The sequence below is a fragment of the Paractinoplanes rhizophilus genome (assembly GCF_042664765.1).
Taxonomy (GTDB): domain Bacteria; phylum Actinomycetota; class Actinomycetes; order Mycobacteriales; family Micromonosporaceae; genus Actinoplanes; species Actinoplanes rhizophilus.
Window position 1 is genome coordinate 25,267 of record NZ_JBHTBJ010000046.1, and the last position, 16,475, is coordinate 41,741.

General features: G+C 64.8%; 12 protein-coding genes. 7 read left to right on the forward strand and 5 right to left on the reverse strand.

Going from position 1 to position 16,475, the window contains the following annotated elements:
* Positions 1-19: 19 nt before the first annotated feature.
* Both ACFQS1_RS35175 and ACFQS1_RS35180 read right to left on the reverse strand, forming a co-directional pair.
* The gene (locus tag ACFQS1_RS35175) at positions 20-1,108 is read right to left on the reverse strand and encodes an XRE family transcriptional regulator (RefSeq protein ID WP_378976357.1); all 1,089 of its coding nucleotides are present in this window, start codon (positions 1,106-1,108) and stop codon (positions 20-22) included.
* Positions 1,105-1,803 carry a hypothetical protein gene (locus ACFQS1_RS35180; protein WP_378976358.1) on the reverse strand — a complete coding sequence of 233 codons (699 nt, stop codon included), beginning with the start codon at positions 1,801-1,803 and terminating at the stop codon, positions 1,105-1,107. The genes ACFQS1_RS35175 and ACFQS1_RS35180 overlap by 4 nt, the downstream gene beginning before the upstream one ends.
* A gap of 432 nt (positions 1,804-2,235) precedes the next feature.
* Here ACFQS1_RS35180 and queC point away from each other — a divergent pair, with 432 nt between their 5' ends.
* The 7 genes from queC to dbpB (ACFQS1_RS35215) all read left to right on the forward strand — a co-directional run bounded on the left by queC (position 2,236) and on the right by dbpB (ACFQS1_RS35215) (position 9,184).
* The gene (gene queC, locus ACFQS1_RS35185; protein ID WP_378976360.1) at positions 2,236-2,910 is read left to right on the forward strand and encodes a 7-cyano-7-deazaguanine synthase QueC; all 675 of its coding nucleotides are present in this window, start codon (positions 2,236-2,238) and stop codon (positions 2,908-2,910) included.
* A gap of 2 nt (positions 2,911-2,912) precedes the next feature.
* On the forward strand, positions 2,913-3,551 hold the full coding sequence (gene queE, locus ACFQS1_RS35190) for a 7-carboxy-7-deazaguanine synthase (RefSeq protein ID WP_378976362.1): 639 nt from the start codon (positions 2,913-2,915) through the stop codon (positions 3,549-3,551).
* Complete coding sequence (gene queD / locus ACFQS1_RS35195; RefSeq protein ID WP_378976364.1) at positions 3,551-3,907, forward strand: 6-carboxytetrahydropterin synthase QueD; 357 nt, start codon at positions 3,551-3,553, stop codon at positions 3,905-3,907. Before queE ends, queD begins: the two co-directional genes overlap by 1 nt.
* Complete coding sequence (gene folE2 / locus ACFQS1_RS35200) at positions 3,904-4,713, forward strand: GTP cyclohydrolase FolE2 (protein ID WP_378976366.1); 810 nt, start codon at positions 3,904-3,906, stop codon at positions 4,711-4,713. Before queD ends, folE2 begins: the two co-directional genes overlap by 4 nt.
* Positions 4,714-5,634: 921 nt before the next feature.
* Positions 5,635-6,774, forward strand: a complete 1,140-nt coding sequence (dbpB, locus tag ACFQS1_RS35205) for a DGQHR domain-containing protein DpdB (protein WP_378976368.1) — start codon at positions 5,635-5,637, stop codon at positions 6,772-6,774.
* Positions 6,771-8,015: a tRNA-guanine transglycosylase DpdA gene (gene dpdA / locus ACFQS1_RS35210; RefSeq protein ID WP_378976370.1), complete on the forward strand. Its 1,245-nt coding sequence runs from the start codon at positions 6,771-6,773 to the stop codon at positions 8,013-8,015. Before dbpB (ACFQS1_RS35205) ends, dpdA begins: the two co-directional genes overlap by 4 nt.
* Positions 8,012-9,184, forward strand: a complete 1,173-nt coding sequence (dbpB, locus tag ACFQS1_RS35215; RefSeq protein WP_378976372.1) for a DGQHR domain-containing protein DpdB — start codon at positions 8,012-8,014, stop codon at positions 9,182-9,184. Before dpdA ends, dbpB (ACFQS1_RS35215) begins: the two co-directional genes overlap by 4 nt.
* Positions 9,185-9,208: 24 nt before the next feature.
* Here the strand turns inward: dbpB (ACFQS1_RS35215) and dpdD are convergent, their stop codons facing one another.
* The 3 genes from dpdD to dpdJ are packed head-to-tail and all read right to left on the reverse strand — an operon-like array spanning position 9,209 to position 16,457.
* Complete coding sequence (dpdD, locus tag ACFQS1_RS35220; RefSeq protein ID WP_378976374.1) at positions 9,209-11,452, reverse strand: protein DpdD; 2,244 nt, start codon at positions 11,450-11,452, stop codon at positions 9,209-9,211.
* Positions 11,449-11,988 (reverse strand): phospholipase D-like domain-containing protein DpdK, encoded by a 540-nt coding sequence (gene dpdK, locus ACFQS1_RS35225; RefSeq protein WP_378976376.1) that lies wholly within the window; start codon positions 11,986-11,988, stop codon positions 11,449-11,451. Before dpdK ends, dpdD begins: the two co-directional genes overlap by 4 nt.
* Positions 11,985-16,457 (reverse strand): protein DpdJ, encoded by a 4,473-nt coding sequence (gene dpdJ, locus ACFQS1_RS35230; RefSeq protein WP_378976378.1) that lies wholly within the window; start codon positions 16,455-16,457, stop codon positions 11,985-11,987. Before dpdJ ends, dpdK begins: the two co-directional genes overlap by 4 nt.
* Positions 16,458-16,475: the final 18 nt, after the last annotated feature.

The window sequence follows — 16,475 nt, forward strand, 5'->3', positions numbered from 1 at the left end:
GGAGGCCACCACCAAGCGGTTAGAACCCTTCACTACCAGCCGAAACGACGATTTCGAGAAGCTCGATCGGCAAAGCAGCGCGTCCGGCGAGTTCGTCGAGGCTGATGCCTCGGGAGGTGAGCAGCTGTCCCGCGCGACTCATGAGCGAGGGAGCTTCGCGGGGTCCGAGGTCACCGGGTTCGGGGTAGCCCCATTCGGCGAGCAGGCTCATCCCCCGCCGGTAGGTGTGGTCGCGGTAGATGCCCATGGCATGGCCGCGGTAGACGAGGGCCTTGAGTGACATTCCCCAGCGCCGTTTCAGCTCGTGGAGTCGTTCGAAGTCGAGCCGACTGGGCAGTTCGTCGCGCAAAAGCATGGTGGGCGCCAGGAACTGTGAGGCGAACGTGGTGGCCTGCCGTTCGAGGATCTGGCTGCCTGGTTCGGCGTCGTGGTGCAGCAGCAGGTGGGCCAGTTCGTGCGCGGCGTCCATCCGGGACCGGGCCTTGTCGTTCTTCGTCGGGCTGGCGAAGACGAACGGCCACCGGCCGTACCAGTGGGAGAACGCGTCGACCCGGTCGGAGCCGTCGGGCAGGGTGAGCACGACAACCCCGTGCGTCTCGAGCAGGCGGGTGACGTGTGGGATCGGCTCGTCGCCGAGCCCGAATGCCGATCGAGCGTCGAGCGCGGCGGCCTCGATGGCCGCGGGCGTGGCCGGGTCGGGCAGGTCGAGCTGCGGCAGCCGAAGCTCGGGCAGGTGTACGTACCGGTCGACGACGTCGATGACCCGCCAGGCGATCTCGCCGAACGCCAACGCCTGGTCGCGCTCGGCCTGCGTGGTGGCGCGCAGGCTCCGGAAGTGGGCATGACCGGGAGTAGCCGGCGTCGGGAACCCAGCGGCGAAGAACTCCACCGGCAACGCCAACGCCAGCGCCAGCCGGCCGAGGACGCCGGCCGAGGGGCGGGCCTGACCGAGCTCGTACTGACTGACGGCCGCCGCGGTCACGCCCGTCCGCTCGGCGAGTTCCTTCTTGGTCAGGTGCCGCCACCGTCGGCCCAGCGTAAGGGCGTTCGCTTGGAACGCCGCGACGGCCAACGCCGGCGTGGTGGAGCGACGGGGTGCTGGACTCATGCAGGCATCGAGGTGCCCGCTGCGGGCGTGCGGTGCTCGCGGCGCAGCCGCAGATCCAGCTCCGGGATGGGTAGTTCGTCGTAGCTCGGCCGAGAACGGTCCGGGGCCTGGCCGTTGGTGCCGGCGACGGTGGCGCGTGTCGGCTGGCCGAACCACAACGTCACCGCGAACCAGGGTGACCCGCCGGCGCGGTTGTCGCGAGGCAGCCCGATGTAGGCGACCGCCTCGCCGGTGTCGATGTCGCCGACGTGCGCGACCCGGATGTGCCGCTTCTGCGGGATGAGGCCGGCGAACACATCGGGGAACTGCTCGTCGTCGTCGAGGGCGAGCTGCCCCTCGACACTGTTCGCCACGGCCCCGCCCAGGCGCGTATCGCTGCCCTCCCACCGGATCGACTCGACACTGGCGTCCAAGCCGCCCTGCAGCGAGTACAGCCGCAGGATGTAACCGGCCACGATGATCTCGAGGGAGTTGTCCTCGATCCGGGCATCGACGCCGGGCTGGTCGGCGAAGGCGGCGGCGCCGAGGTTGGTTAGATTGCGCCACACGGTGGTGCCGAAGCTCATGGCGTCGTCACCCAGCGCGGGCTCATGACGTTCCGCGGCCCGCCGGTAGACCTGGCGGAGCAGGTCGGCCAGCGGGTTCAGGACGCCGCGCTCGTCGAGCGTCCCGATGGCTTCGGTCAGCAATTCCACGGTCGAGAATCTAGCAGGATCATCAGTTGATGTTGCAGAAATCAAGTGCGGCACGCCGGGGACGACAGTGGCGCAAGGACAGAGGTCGATCCGCCGCTCCAAGGTTGGGTCGCCGCGGAGGCGATAGCCCGGCGGACTGTCGGTGCCGATCGACCCGCCCTCTCGGCGCCGCGTACACGGTTGACATGACACCCCGCACCGATCGCCCCATTCGTACGATTGTACTATTTTGATCTTCGATGGTCGCGATCGACCAGAAGCAGCGCCCGATCGGAGCGACACATCAACTGCGGCAGCCTGTCGGCTCGATCTGTTGCAGTTTTTTGGGTAGCGTGTGCGCGATCGGCGCCCGAAATTACATGCCTGTAATTCGAGGTAGCCGCCGATTTCTGATCGAGAGGTCGCGTGATGGGTGAACCAAGGGCGGCGGTTGTGCTGCTCAGTGGCGGCTTGGACTCGACAACGGTGCTGGCCATTGCTCGCGCCGAAGGTTACGAGCCGTATGCCCTAAGTTTCCGATATGGTCAGCGCCACACCGTCGAACTCGATGCGGCGGGACGCGTGGCCGAGGCGTTCAAGGTGCGCCGCCACGTTGTCGCCGACATCGACTTGCGGGTGTTCGGCGGGTCCGCATTGACCGACGACGCCATCGACGTGCCACACCACGCTGGCGTGGCGGAAGTCGCGCAAGACATCCCGGTCACTTACGTGCCGGCCCGCAACACCATCTTCTTGTCCTTCGCGCTGGCGTGGGCGGAAACGTTGGGCGCCTCGGACGTGTTCATCGGCGTCAACGCCCTGGATTACAGCGGGTACCCGGACTGTCGGCCGGAGTACATCGAGGCCTACGAGCGCATGGCGAACCGGGCCACCCGGGCAGGCGTCGAGGGAACCCAGCGGCTGAAGATCCACGCCCCGTTGATGGAGATGACCAAGGCGCAAATCATCCTCAAAGGTCTGGAACTCGGCGTCGACTACGGGTTGACACACAGTTGCTACGACCCAGTCGACGCACGCCCGTGCGGCACCTGCGACTCGTGCCTGCTGCGGGCACAGGGTTTCGCCCAGGCGAAGCAAGCGGACCCGGCACTCGCGCACGCTCACTGACGATGTATCTCGTCAAGGAGATCTTCTACACGTTGCAGGGTGAGGGCAGTCACGCCGGTCGACCCGCGGTGTTCTGCAGGTTCGCCTCCTGCAACCTGTGGACCGGACGCGAACGGGACCGGCATCGGGCGATCTGCCAATTCTGCGACACAGACTTTGTCGGCACGGACGGGCCGGGTGGTGGACGGTTCGCTACGGACGGCGAGTTGGCTGCGGCCGTGGCAAAGGGGTGGTCGGGACGCGAGCACCCGCGCGCCCGACGGTATGTCGTGTGCACCGGTGGGGAGCCCCTGCTGCAACTCGACGCGGCCGCCGTCGACGCATTGCATGCTGAAGGTTTCGAGGTGGCGATCGAGACCAACGGCACCCGCACGGCGCCCCCAGGGATCGACTGGGTCTGTGTGAGCCCGAAAGCCGGCGCCGACCTGGTACTCACCAGCGGTGATGACTTGAAGCTCGTGTATCCACAGTCCGAGCTGTTACCTGGTCAGGTCGAGCACCTCGCCTTCAGCCGGTTTCTGCTCCAGCCGATGGATGGACCCAACCGGGAGGCAAACACGGCGGCGGCGGTGGCCTACTGCTTGGAGCACCCGCAGTGGGAATTAAGCCTGCAGACCCACAAGTACCTGGGGATCGCGTAGTGGAGATTTTCCGAGAGTTCACGTTCGAGGCCGCGCATCGACTACCCGAGGTACCACCGGGCCATAAGTGTGCTCGCCTGCATGGGCACTCGTACCGGCTTGAGGTCCACGTCACGGGTGATGTCGACCCTCACCTCGGTTGGGTGATGGACTTCGCCGACATCAAGGCCGCCGTCCGTCCGGTTATCGAACAACTTGATCACTACTACCTCAACGAGGTTCCGGGGTTGGAGAATCCGACGAGCGAGAACCTAGCCCGCTGGGCGTGGGACCAACTCACGAACGCCCTGCCACTGTCAGCGATCGTGGTCCGCGAAACGTGCACCTCCGGATGCGTGTATCGGGGGCCGGTATGAGTCTCGCCGATGTGCAAGCCTTTCCCGACAGCCGCGGCGTGGACCTTGAGGAGGTGGGCGTCGGCGGACTCCGCTACCCGATCCTCGTGAGCGACAGGCAAGGCAACAAGCGCGACACTGTCGCCACCTTCAACATGTCGGTGGACGTCGCCCGGGAAGTCAAGGGCGCCCATTTGAGCCGCTTTGTCGAGGTGTTACACGCCTGGCGCGACCAACTCGGCGCGGCGAGTCTGTTGCAGATGGCCGACGACTTGCGGACCCGGATGGGTAGCGGACGTGCCAGCGTCGCCGCCACGTTCGTGTACTTCCTTGAACGGGAGGCCCCGGTTTCGGGGGCTACGTCATTCATGGACTATGCCTGCACCGTGGAAAGCATCGTCACGGCGGGCACGTCGATCGTGCGCCTCAGCGTGGAAGTTCCGGTGACCAGTGTCTGCCCGTGCAGTAAGGCGATCAGCGACCGGGGCGCCCACAACCAACGTGGGCGAGTCACCATCGAGGTTGACCTGGCCGACCCGGAGGGTGGGCTGTGGTTCGACGAGCTGATCGACGTTGCCGAGGAGTCCGGCTCTTCACCGCTGTATGCCCTTCTCAAGCGCCCCGACGAGCGATTCGTCACGATGAGCGCCTACGACAACCCCGTCTTTGTCGAAGACATGGCCCGCGCGGTCGTCGTGGCGCTTCGGGCTGACAGCCGGATCACTCGCGGACGGGTCCAGGTGGTCAACGACGAAAGCATCCACAATCACGACGCGTTCGCTCGGGCTAGCTGGACCAACGCCGGGCCTGGGGGACGCCGTGGATAGTCCCCACGACGACCCGGCTGTGCACCTCGTCGTGACCTGTACTCATCGAAAACGACATGCGGTCGCGCCGCACCTTCGCCTCGGCCACCTGGACCACGCGAATCCGGCGGCCCGGTTCACCGCCTGGACCACGCGCCTAGACGCCGAAACGAATCCTCGATACCGCGCCCTCGACCTTTACGCTGGGGAGCATTGGCAGGTCGTTCGGAGCATCGCCGCCGCCACGCCTCCTGTTGTGCTGTGGGTGGCATCGGCCGGCTATGGGCTCATCCCGGCGGAGGTAGCGATCTGCGCCTACGGAGCGACCTTCTCGGCAGGCCGCGATACCGTCGGAGCCACAGCAGCCCAGGTCACCGATTGGTGGCGCCGCCTCGGAGACTGGGCCGGACCCGCACCTGACCAGCCGCGTACCTTCACCGATCTGGTACGCCAAGTCCCCGACGCGACCATCATCGCGGTGCTATCGGAGGCATACCAGCGTGCTTGCGCCGCCGACATCCTCACCGCGGCCAACTCCGCTCGGCACGACGCGCTATCGGTGATCGGACCGCCCGGAGTGCAGCCTGACCTGGCCGACTTGTTGGTGCCGGTCACCGCGCGCCTACGGCACACAGTCGGCGGCAGCCTTCAGGCGCTGAACGTCCGAGTAGCCCAGCATCTCCTCGCGCACGGAGCCGGTCACGGACGCTCGGACCTGCGGGCAGCTGCTGTCGCCGCAGAGCCGACCGAGGCTCCATCCATACGGCCGACTGGACGACGAATGTCGGACGACGAAGTCAACGCCTACATTCACAGGCAGCCACACGGCAGTGCCACCCAACTATTGCGTCGGCTAAGGGACACAGGCCGCTCCTGCGAGCAAGGTCGATTCGGGCGTCTCCACCGAGCAGTCTGCCGCGAGTGTCCACAAGGGCGACGGCCGTGACTACCGGCGCCGAGACCGAGTTGGTACGGCGTGCGCTCGAGCTCATCCAGGCCGACGGCCACCCGCTGTACCTGTTCACGCTGACTGCCGCCGAGGTGCTGCAGGTCGCGGACGTCTCCCGAGTCAGCCGTGATGAAGCCGGAACCCTCCTCGGGTACCAACGCCCCGAGGTGAAGAGCCATGTGCACGACATCGTTGAATACCTCGACAGCGACTCGGTGATCTTCCCGAACGCGATCATCATGGCGTTGTCGTCGACGGTGAAGTTCACCGCCAGCCGGGGCCCCAACGTCACCGACGGACTCGCCACCGGCGGCACGCTCAAACTCCCCCGCCCCTTGCTCGGCGGCCCCAAACCAGGCTGGATCGTCGACGGCCAGCAGCGCGCCTTGGCGTTGTCCCGCGCCGCCCGCACGAACCTGCCGGTCCCGATCACCGCGTTCGTCGCCGACTCGGTCAGCCTGCAGCGCGATCAGTTTCTGCGGGTCAACAACACCAAGCCGCTGCCGCGCAGCCTGGTTACAGAACTGCTCCCTGAGGTCGACAGCCCACTGCCGACGCACCTGAGTGTCCGTAGGGCCCCGTCGTTCCTATGTGAGCGCCTCAACAACGATCCTGCTTCACCGTTCCACCGCATGATCAGGCGGGCCTCGACCTCCAGGAGTGACGCCGACCGAGCGGTAATCGCCGACAACAGCATCGTGCGAATGCTCCAGGAGAGCTACACCCAGCCCGGCGGATGTCTCTACCCGTACCGGAACCTGACGACCGGCGACACCGACATCGACGGCATCCATCACGCTCTTTGCGTCTACTGGTCCGCTGTCCGCGAGGCGTTTCCCGACGCCTGGGGGAAATCGGCTGAGACCAGCAGACTCATGCACGGTGCCGGTATCCGAGCCATGGGACGCCTGATGGATCGGGTGCTGGGAAGCATTGACCTTCACCAACCCGACGCTGCCGCCGAGATTCGCAAGCACCTGGACCTAGTAGCACCACACTGCCGGTGGACCTCCGGCACCTGGGAAGAAAGCCGGCTGCGCTGGGATGCCGTCGAGAACACTAACGGGCACATCCAGAAACTGTCGAATTACCTCATCCGCATCTATCTAACAGCAAGGGTAACAATTCGATGAGGTTCTTCTTCCCGGACAGCCAAGACCAAATCGACCCCGGATTCAACTTTGACACCGAGGAGCGAGAGCCCTTACGTGTACGCCAGCGCGACGACCTGTACGCACACGAGGTCTTCGATCCGCCGCCGTTCGACGGACTGCTGGTATCGAAGTCGATCGTGGACGGCTACTCCGACGGCACCTCCGGCAAATACAGTTCGTCGCAACGTCACCGCCTGTATCGCGAGCACGCGCGCCGATTCTTCCGCCTCGATCATGCCGATGGACTGTTGGAAATCATGGGTGACTGCGGCGCATTCTCCTACTGGAAAAACCCGGAACCCCCCTATGACGTAGACGATGTCATCGACTTCTACGACGGCTGCGAATTCGACTACGGCATCTCCGTCGACCACGTCATTTTCAACAAGAACCCGCTCGGCGCCCAAGTCCACGAGAGCGACGACGAGTTGAAGAGCTGGCAGGACCGTCAAGACATCACGCTCACGTTGGCCAATGACTTCTGGAAGGCCACGAAGGACGGCCAGGTCCGATTTACTCCGATGGGCGTCGCCCAAGGATGGAACCCTGCCTCATACGCGGTGTCAGTCGCCGAGTTACAGAAGATCGGCTACCGCCGGATCGCGATCGGCGGCATGGTCCCCTACAAGACGAAAGACATCATCGGTTGCCTGCAAGCTGTCAATGAGGTACGGGACTCCGAGACGCAATTACACCTACTCGGGATCAGCCGCTGCGAGGAGATACGAACCTTCGCCCGGCTGGGCGTGACCAGCCTCGACAGCACCTCGGCGTTCCAGCAGTCGTATAAGGATGCGCGCAACAACTATCACACGCCCGACGGCGCATACACGGCGCTGCGGGTCAAGCAGGTCGACGGCAACGTGGGGCTCCGCAAACAAATCATGGCCGGCGAGATCGACCAAAAACAGGCGCTCAAACTCGAAAGGGCGGCTCTGAGCCTGCTTCGCAAGTACGACGCAGGCGAAGCCACTCTCGACGAGGCGTGGGACGCGCTGCAGGAGTACAGCCGACTATCCGACACCACGGATCGGGGCACGGCCTATCGTCGTACCCTCGCCGACCGCCCTTGGCGCAACTGCCCGTGCCCGCTGTGTCGGGAACTCGGCATCGACATCATCATCTTCCGCGGCACCGAGCGGAACAAACGCCGCGGATTCCACAACCTATATGTTTTCCGACAGCGCTTACGCGCCCAAGTAGAAGAGGACCGATCGTGACGCGGGCAGAGACCAACTCGGCAAGGAGGATCCGGCGTCACGAGTTGCGACTCCCCGCGCTCGAGATCACCCAAGGGCCGAACCGGCGCATCTATACCTTCGCCATTGACGGCAAACACGTTGACACGATTGCGGCCGTGGCCCGTCTCCGTCGCGGTGACGACACCCAACTGCACGGTTACCAGCGTCCGGAAAGCGTGGCGCATGTCGCGGCGATCCGCCGCTACCTGGACACCGACCCCAATCCGCTGCTGCCCAATGCCATCGTGATCGCGTTCGACGACCGGGTCCAATTCCGGCCGGACAAGGCAACCGACGATCGGCCCGAGTTCGTCCGCTCCGGAACCCTCAGCATTCCGCTCGTCGGCGACGACGATCCCGACAAGCCGGGATTCATCGTGGATGGCCAGCAGCGCAGCGCGGCGATCCGCGACGCCAAGCTGGATCAATTCCCGATCTGCGTGACCGCGTTCATCGCCGATACCCACGCCGACCAGCGATCCCAGTTCATCCTGGTCAACTCAACCAAGGCGCTTCCCAAGGGCCTCATTCACGAATTACTGCCGACCGCTGCCGGGGCGCTGCCCGTGCCGCTCATGGTGCGGCAGGTGCCGGCAACCCTCGTCGAGCGGCTGAATTTCGCCACCAAGGGACCGCTGCGGGGAATGATCCAGACGCCGACCAACCCCAAGGGTCTGATCAAAGACAACTCGATGTTGCGCATGCTGGAGAACAGCCTCAGCGACGGCGCTCTATACCCCTACCGTGGCGTACGCGGTGGCCCGAACTACGGCTGCATGATCGCTATCTTGGACAACTTCTGGGGAGCCGTTGCCGAGGTGTTCCCCGACGCGTGGGGGAAGCCACCGCGCCGGTCCCGGCTGATGCACGGCGCGGGCATCATCGCGATGGGGTATCTGATGGATGCCATCTCCCACGAGCGGGGTGGCAACGACGAGGTTCTGTCGATGTCAGAGTTCGCCGCCGATCTGAAGGCAATCGCCGATGACTGTCACTGGACAGAGGGCACCTGGAAGTTCGACGACGGCGAGCGTGTATGGAACGACGTGCAGAACACGCCGCGCGACATTCACCGGCTGTCGGAATACCTGCGTACCCGGTACCGGCGTAGCGTTCGTGCGGTGCCATCGCCACGTCGCAGTCGCTGACACGGCGATACGCCAACAGGCCAGTCACACGGAGTCGGCGGCGGGCGCGCCGCCGACTCCGTGCTGGTCGCGGAACCACGTCTCGGCAGCTTCGATCATGGACGTCGAACCCTTGCCCGCCGCGTACCGGATGGGCCTCCCAGCTCGCTCCGCCTTGAGCGCGTTGGTCGCGGCATGGGCTGCGGCTCGGTCCATCACGATGAACACGTCCGCAGAACGTGCGGCAGCACGCAGCGCATCGGTTGCCACGTGATCGGCGCAGATGACCACGTCAAGGCCCGGGTGGCGTTCCCGGAGAATCCGTGCGGTACGGTCGAGGGCTTGCTCCTGCAGCGAGTACAGGGCAACCCGGGTGCCGGGACGTACGGACGATTCCTGATCGTGAACTGCTGGCAACGGTGCTGGGACGTCGAGGGCAAGGTCGAACGACGGGGACATGTCAACCGCCACGGCGAGCGCAGCCGGCGGTACCCTGGCGGCATTGTGCGGACCAATGCGCGACAGCATCGGAACGGCGAAGGTATTGAGGTTGCAGGCGGCCTCGGGGCGGTGAGCGAGTAACTGTTCGAGCAGATCCAGTCCTGTCGGCAGATCGGCGTTGGTGAGAAACGGGTCCCAGCCGGCCCGGACAAGTTCGACGACCTCCTCGTATGCCTGCACGCTGAGGCCGAACTCGACCAGATCACCGACGAGATGCACGATCCGACCGGCGCGATGCCGGTCGCCGCTGCTGTCGTGGTAGGCCCAGAGTTCGAGGACTCGGTGGCTGAGGCTACGAACGTCGCCGATCGGGGCGTCACTGGTCTTGAGGTCGCGGACCAGATCGATGCATACATCGATCCCCGGGGATAGCCGTGCGGGCCCGACGCCGTCCATTGCCTGCAGGATCGCCCGGCATACGGCGTCGGTGCCCCCGGGCACCCGCAGCTCGGCGACGCCATTGCGTTCGACGGACGCCCGCAGGTACTCCAACTGTTGCGGGCTGGTCGAATCTGAGAACAGTTGGGCCAGCCGGTCGGGCAGCGGGGCAGACTCCAGCGGGCGCTCTGATCGCCAGGAGCCGAGCGCACCGCGGATGGCGTCCTCGCCGTACTCGGCTCGGTGCCTTTCGAGGAGTGTAATGGCCTTCGCGGTGAAGGTATGGGTGGTCGCCTCCACGATGGCCGGGAGGTCTGCGCGGTCGGTCGGAAGAAGGGTCAGCAGGTCGATTGCGGCATCGAAGCGTCCCGCCTCGATGGCCTGCCTGGCGCGTTTCCGCAGGTCGTCGGCGGTTTCAGTGGTCTCTTCCACCGCGGGGCCGGGGTTACTCGTTGCGGTGTGGAGTAGCGCTGCGATGCCAGGATCGCTGGTCCAGCCAGCCTCGGCGAGCCGTTCCCGCAGTTGATCGGGCGACTCGTCGCCGGTGAGCGCCCACAACGTGTAATAGCGTGCGCCGGCAACCGAACGGATCGCGGACACCGAGTCGATGAGGCCGTTGAAGCGCGTGGCGATCGGGGCGAACGTGGCAAGATCCGGCCGGTCCGTCAACTTGGACGTTGCGAGACGTGCGAGTGCGTCGGAGGCCAGGATCGGGCGGGGAAGCCGCAGCAGAGTGTCCAGTTCGGGATGCTGCTCAAGTTCGTCCCAGCGGTCGAACGCGGCGAGCAGTTGAATCTGCAGGAAGAGTCGATTTGCTTGCGACAGCCGATGGTCTGCGGCTAGGACCTCATAGGCGGCTTGAGCGGCGTGTTCCGCACGCGCGGCGCAGGCATCGGTCAGGTCGCCGATGAGGCGTCCGATGGGTAGGGAAATGCGCGCCTGCCGCTGTGGTGCTGACCTTAACGATGCCAGCAGCGTCTGCACCGATTCGCGCACCGAGTTGAGGGCTGCTGCTTGGCTGCCGACGCGGAAGCGATAGACGTAACGGCTGTCGCCTGTGAAGGCGACGGCGGCCTGCTCCAGTGGGTCAATGCCGTTGCTGCTAGCCAGGCTTCGGCCGTCGAAGTCGGTCCAGGTTCGGCCGACGTGCGACTGCAGCAGTTCTCGGAGGGTTCGGGACTGATCCGAGGTGAACGCTAGGGCGAAGTAGTGGGTGCTTCCATCGATGCGGGCCGGTAGCACCACTGGCTTCGGAGGGTCCTCGGCGATGAGGGCGTCGGCGGTCGCCACGAACTCGTCAAGCGCGGCTACTCCGCTGCCTGGGCGAAGGGAATTGGGCGGTCCGAAGAACGAGTCGCGAAAAGATGGCCACCGTTGTAGTACGGTCAGCGTGGCGACGGGCTCGCTCATGCGAACAGGCTCATCAGTTCGGTGGTGACGGTTGCGACATGCGCGGGGTCCGTTGAAACGGTCACCAACTCGCCATTCATCTCGACTCCGCGGTATGTCAGATTCATGGATCCGTGGATGATCCAGTCGTCGCCACCGATCGCCTTCTCGTGGTCGAGCACGGTGCCCGGTACGTGTACCGATTGCCGCGGATGGAACTGAGCTTCGCTGCCGTCCCGTCGCGCCACGTCGCTAAGGCGCTTCACGAAGGCCGTCTCGGCTGGGCCAGGGCCACAATGGAAGTAGACGCTGGTCTGCTGGGCGAGAAGGGTCCGCAGGATCGCCGACAGTCGGATGACTCGGGCGCCCCACATGTTGTCCAGGACGTTGAAACGGCCGCCTCGGTTGTCCAGCAGCGGTACGTCCGTGATCCACGGTGAGGCGATCAACAGCCGGCGTCCTGGTGCTAAGAGTTCACTGACCAGCAAGCCTTGCAGGGCTTCGCTGATCAGCCGGTGCGGACGAGCCGCGAGTCGGTGGATGTGACGGGTGCTCATTGCGGTGCTTCTTCCAGTGACACGTCCACGGCCAACGTGCCGTCGCGGCGTATGGCGGCTTCGACGTGCGGGTGCACGTGCAGCCAGCCCATGTCGACCGGATGAGTGACTAGGTGCTGGAGGGCGTGTTTGAGGCGGGTGCGGTCGTCGCTGCCGGAAACCAGTTGGCAGCGTCCTGATGCCGCGATGTGTTCGGTGAGTCGGCGGACCCAGTCGGCATCGTCGACGTCGACCTCGTCGATTGGGTCGGGAAGTGCATCAAGCACGAGGGTCCGTTCAGTCAGCGGGGCTTCGGTGACGAAGCGGTTCGATGCTACGAGTGATTGCGCGCGGCGGGCCTCGGCGGTTGGCCACAACAGTCCTTGCAGTACAGATTGCGCCCACTTCTCACTTTCGCCCGTGCCTTCAGGAATCGCTTTGATGAGCGTAGCCACGATGTTGGGGTCGACCGCAAGGGCCATACAGATGCTGCGGTGATCGATCGCGAAGCCTGCGCGGACCTCGATGTCGTTCCATGCCTTGAGGCATTCTCGGATGAGATTGTCAGATTCTGGCCCGGACTTCGCTCGGAATACGCGGCTGGCCAAGGTGGTAACGGTGACGTGGGCTGGGCTCACGCCGTGGTTCGTAAGGGCTGCGACCAGGTCCTGCCAAGCGTGGAGCCGTTGATGTGTGGCGGTGCGGAATCTCTGCGCGGCATCGTCGACCTCGGGTTCCGTGGTGAGCAATGTCAACGTGTGGCGCAGTGACCGGTCGACGTCCTCTAGATCAGATGGCTGAAGGGCTGCGACCACGAGGTAGTCGAACTGCCGCGGGTCGTCGCTGATGCGGGAACTGAAGGCTTCGATCATGCCGCCACCCCCGATCATGGCGTCGCTGAGCACAAAGGTGGCGGTGGGGCCGTCACCGATCGGGTCAACGTCGATGACGGTGTCGAGGTCGGCGTCGAAGTCAGGACAGAGTTCCTGGGCGGCGGCTTGCCAGGCGGCGGCCATGGTCTGCACGAAGCGGGTTCGCAGCCAGGGAAGCCAATCGTCGTCCGGTTCCGCTGTCAGGAGGCCGACGGTATCGGCGATAGCCTGGGCGATAGGCCCATCGGTCAACGCATCGAGGAGTTGTTGCTGGCGAGGGCCTAGGCCATGATCCGTTGAATCGGTGTCGTCGTCGGAGTCGTCATCTAGTCCGATGACGCCGTCGCGGAGCAGGTCAGTGACTAGTTGTCGCCACTGGGTGGACGGCAATGCCGATAAGTGAGCCGGGGCGGTGTTGTCGCGTACGGCCGCGGCGGCAGCAGCGACGATCGACTCGGCGAGGTTTCGGGCAAGGAAGCGATCGACTGCGAGGGCATGCAGCCGCTCTCGGAGTTGGTCGACGAAGAAGTCTCGTCGGAGTTGCCGGAGCCGTTGCGGTGAACGGTGAAGTTCGAACGATGGCAGCGTCTGTGGCACGGTCATGGTGACAATCTGGGCATCGACGGTAGCGTCGTAGCCGACGGCTGCCGGTTGACCGTGCCACGTGAAGCTGTTGTTCAGTTGCTGGCGGACTCCGCCTCGCCGTGCCACGTTGGCCGATGTGTGCCTCGCGTAACGCCAGGACTGAAGAGCGCCACGGGCGGTGTGGAGATACGCCTGCACGGCGACGACGTTGCCGACAAGTGGGCCGGACCGCGGGCGGACGAGCGTGAGGCCGTCGTTCGGTTGTCGCCAGCGCACGTGCCAGTTCAGTCGGCCAATTGACGATGGCTGCACCTCAGGTGGCGGAACTTGTGGTGCGGTGATCAGGGGGCGCACCAGTGGAATTGGCCCGCTATCGCCGGCCACCTCGCCGATGACAACACCTTCGTGGGCGAGTCCCTCTTCCAGCGCAACTGGGGCTCCGTCGTCCGCTGGGTTGATCCAAAGCCCGCGACCTCGCTCAACGGCCCACCGCATGGTCACTTTGCCAGGCGCTAGTTCATTCAGGGCCATCTGGACAGCGATCGACTCGTTAGCCGCCTGGTCGTAGCCGGGCGGCGCGCTGATCGCTACTTCAGGCAGACACAGGTCGCTGAACAACGCTTTGGGGATGAACTCCGGTAGGGGTGAATCGTTCACCCACTCTTCGCGCTCAGCAATTGATTCGCCGTCGACGTATGCGGCCCAACGGCTCACCAGCCGGCGCCGAGCAGTGGGTACCGCGTCGAGTAATAGTGACCGGGGTTGCTCCCAGCACACCGCTTCGAGTTCATCCCGGCTCAACTGCAGTGAGGCCCCGACGAAGGTCATTAGATCTTGGCGGTCGGGTCCGCCGTTCATAACCCGAGTAAGTAACTTTCCCACCTCGTCGCGAAGGACCGAGGCCGTGGCATCCGGCTGAGTGAACACGATGCGGGTGTTACGGTCATTGGTTCCTCGGGCCGCCACGCCAAACTTGTAGGCTACCCAGTCGATCATGCACATGGCCGCTTGCATCTTGCGCACGGACTGATTGCCCATGGGCAGGCGCTTTGCTGGCAGATCGGGAGCGAGCAACGTTTCGTAGTCCTGGTAGGCAGTGCGGTCGCGCCCGAAATCTGACAGCACTACGACGGTCCATGGCCGTTGCGTTTGGGTACGACCGGCCCGTCCTCGCCTTTGCAGGAATGAGGCGACGTCACGTGGGGCCTTGTGTTGCAGGACCGCGCCGACGGCGGGATCGTCGAACCCGACCTCGAGCGAGGACGTGGTCACGACGATGTCCGCGCCCGCACGGACGCCGGTATCCTGCGACGACGTTCGGCCGATCGTCAGGCTCCGAGGGCCGAAGCCGAGTAGCTCGGACATCCACCAGTGCTGGCCGTCCATGTCACGTCGGTCCCAGTCGGTTACTGGCCCCGCGCCCTGCACCGTTTGCATCATGCGAAGCGCGGCTAGAGGGACGGCGCCGCGCCGCGCGTTGCCGTATTCGGTGAGCCCCTCGGCAGATTGCATCTGTCGATAGAGTCGATTGACCAGGTCGAGCTTGTCGCAGAACGCGAACACGCGCCTGCCGTAGGCGCTCAGCGGAGTCGGTTGCAGCTCCAAGATGCGACGCAACAACATGAGTGTTTGGATCGTGGTGGACAGCAGGGCAGTCTGCTGGGACGGGTCGCCCCGCAATACCGCTTGATACTCGCGTCCGCGCAGCTCCAGGTCACCTTGGTCCGGTTCGACCGTCACCACTGTGCCGTCCGCTAGGCCGCACAGCTGTTCAAAGAAGCGATCAGCGTTGGCCAGCGTAGCGCTCAAGCCGACCCATGTGGTCGGCCTGCTGAGCAGATGCCGCCATCGCCTGAGGAGGTATGCGACTTGTGCGCCATTTGTACCGTCGTAGGTGTGTACCTCATCGAGCAAGACCAGCGCGGGTTTGGTTCGAGCCTTCGGCCCAACCCCGAAGACATGCATGCTCCAGCCGTCGCTGAGGGAGCGGTTGAGCATCTCGGTCGTGGTGAACAGCAGGTCGGGTGGGCGATTTCGCATGGTGGCGCGCGTCAGGGCTAGCTCGTCGTCGGCGACCACACCGCCGCAGCTTGTGCAGGTCAGTCGCTCCTGGCGTCGCGCTCGCGGAAGATCGTAGTCCGAGAACAGCCATACCAGGTCACCTCCGCAACGGTCGTCCCCGACCCTCGTGGGGCAGGTGAGGAACGGGCAGATCCAGCCGCTCGCCGCTCGACGCCATGCCCCGTTGGGTGCTCCTTTTGGTGCTCCTTGTGAATTCCCGTTCGGGCTGTTGCCGAAGTAGGCGCCAATTCGGATTTGCCGACCGCCTGCCTCCCGCAGGCGGCGAGTCTCGTCAAGCGCTGAGGCGAGTTGGTCTTTGAGGAGTTCGTTGCGTGGGTAGATCGCGACGACTCCGACGCCATGCGTGGATGTTGGCCGGGTCGCGAGATGGGTCAGTGCGGGCAGGTAGAAGGCGAGCGTCTTGCCGCTTCCGGTGCCGGCGCTGACGATTACGCCGTGGTCGCGCTTAGCCATCGCAGCGAATACATCGGTGGTGGATTGGAGTTGGAATTCGGACAATTTTCGACGGTCGTACTGGCCGTTTGCGTCGGCCGGCCCGTCGAGGATCAGCCGGGCGGTTTCGACCTGAGCGCTGGAAAGCTGGGCGCCAGTCAGCCGCGCAGTGACAACGTCGGTTTCGAGGTTTCGCCGAGGGAATCGCCGAGGTTCGTGTCGGAAGCGGAAGTCGGCGACCAAGCTGGGGGCGGCCTGCCAGGGACGGCCGGGGAAGAGTTGGCGTAGGTGCGCCATTAGCCGCATGGTTTCGGCCATGCGCGTGCGGTATTCCTTGGGCCATCGCCGGTCCAGTTCGAATACCAGGTTGTGTTGCAGGAGTTGTTCGAGGATGTCATGAGGATCGTAGGCAGGCGCTGCTGCGCCGATGGTCTGGATCAGCTGATCCTGCGTCCAGCTCTCTTCCGTCAGACCCCAGACCAGGTGGCGTGCCTCGATGTCCTCTAGGGTGTCGAGCACATGGAGCAGGGTCGTGGT

Coding starts and splice junctions, on each gene's coding strand:
- dpdD (WP_378976374.1), bottom strand. CDS start 11,452: ATGAGCGAGCCCGTCGCCACGCTGACCGTACTACAACGGTGGCCATCT.
- ACFQS1_RS35175 (WP_378976357.1), bottom strand. CDS start 1,108: ATGAGTCCAGCACCCCGTCGCTCCACCACGCCGGCGTTGGCCGTCGCG.
- folE2 (WP_378976366.1), top strand. CDS start 3,904: ATGAGTCTCGCCGATGTGCAAGCCTTTCCCGACAGCCGCGGCGTGGAC.
- dpdA (WP_378976370.1), top strand. CDS start 6,771: ATGAGGTTCTTCTTCCCGGACAGCCAAGACCAAATCGACCCCGGATTC.
- queE (WP_378976362.1), top strand. CDS start 2,913: ATGTATCTCGTCAAGGAGATCTTCTACACGTTGCAGGGTGAGGGCAGT.
- dpdK (WP_378976376.1), bottom strand. CDS start 11,988: ATGAGCACCCGTCACATCCACCGACTCGCGGCTCGTCCGCACCGGCTG.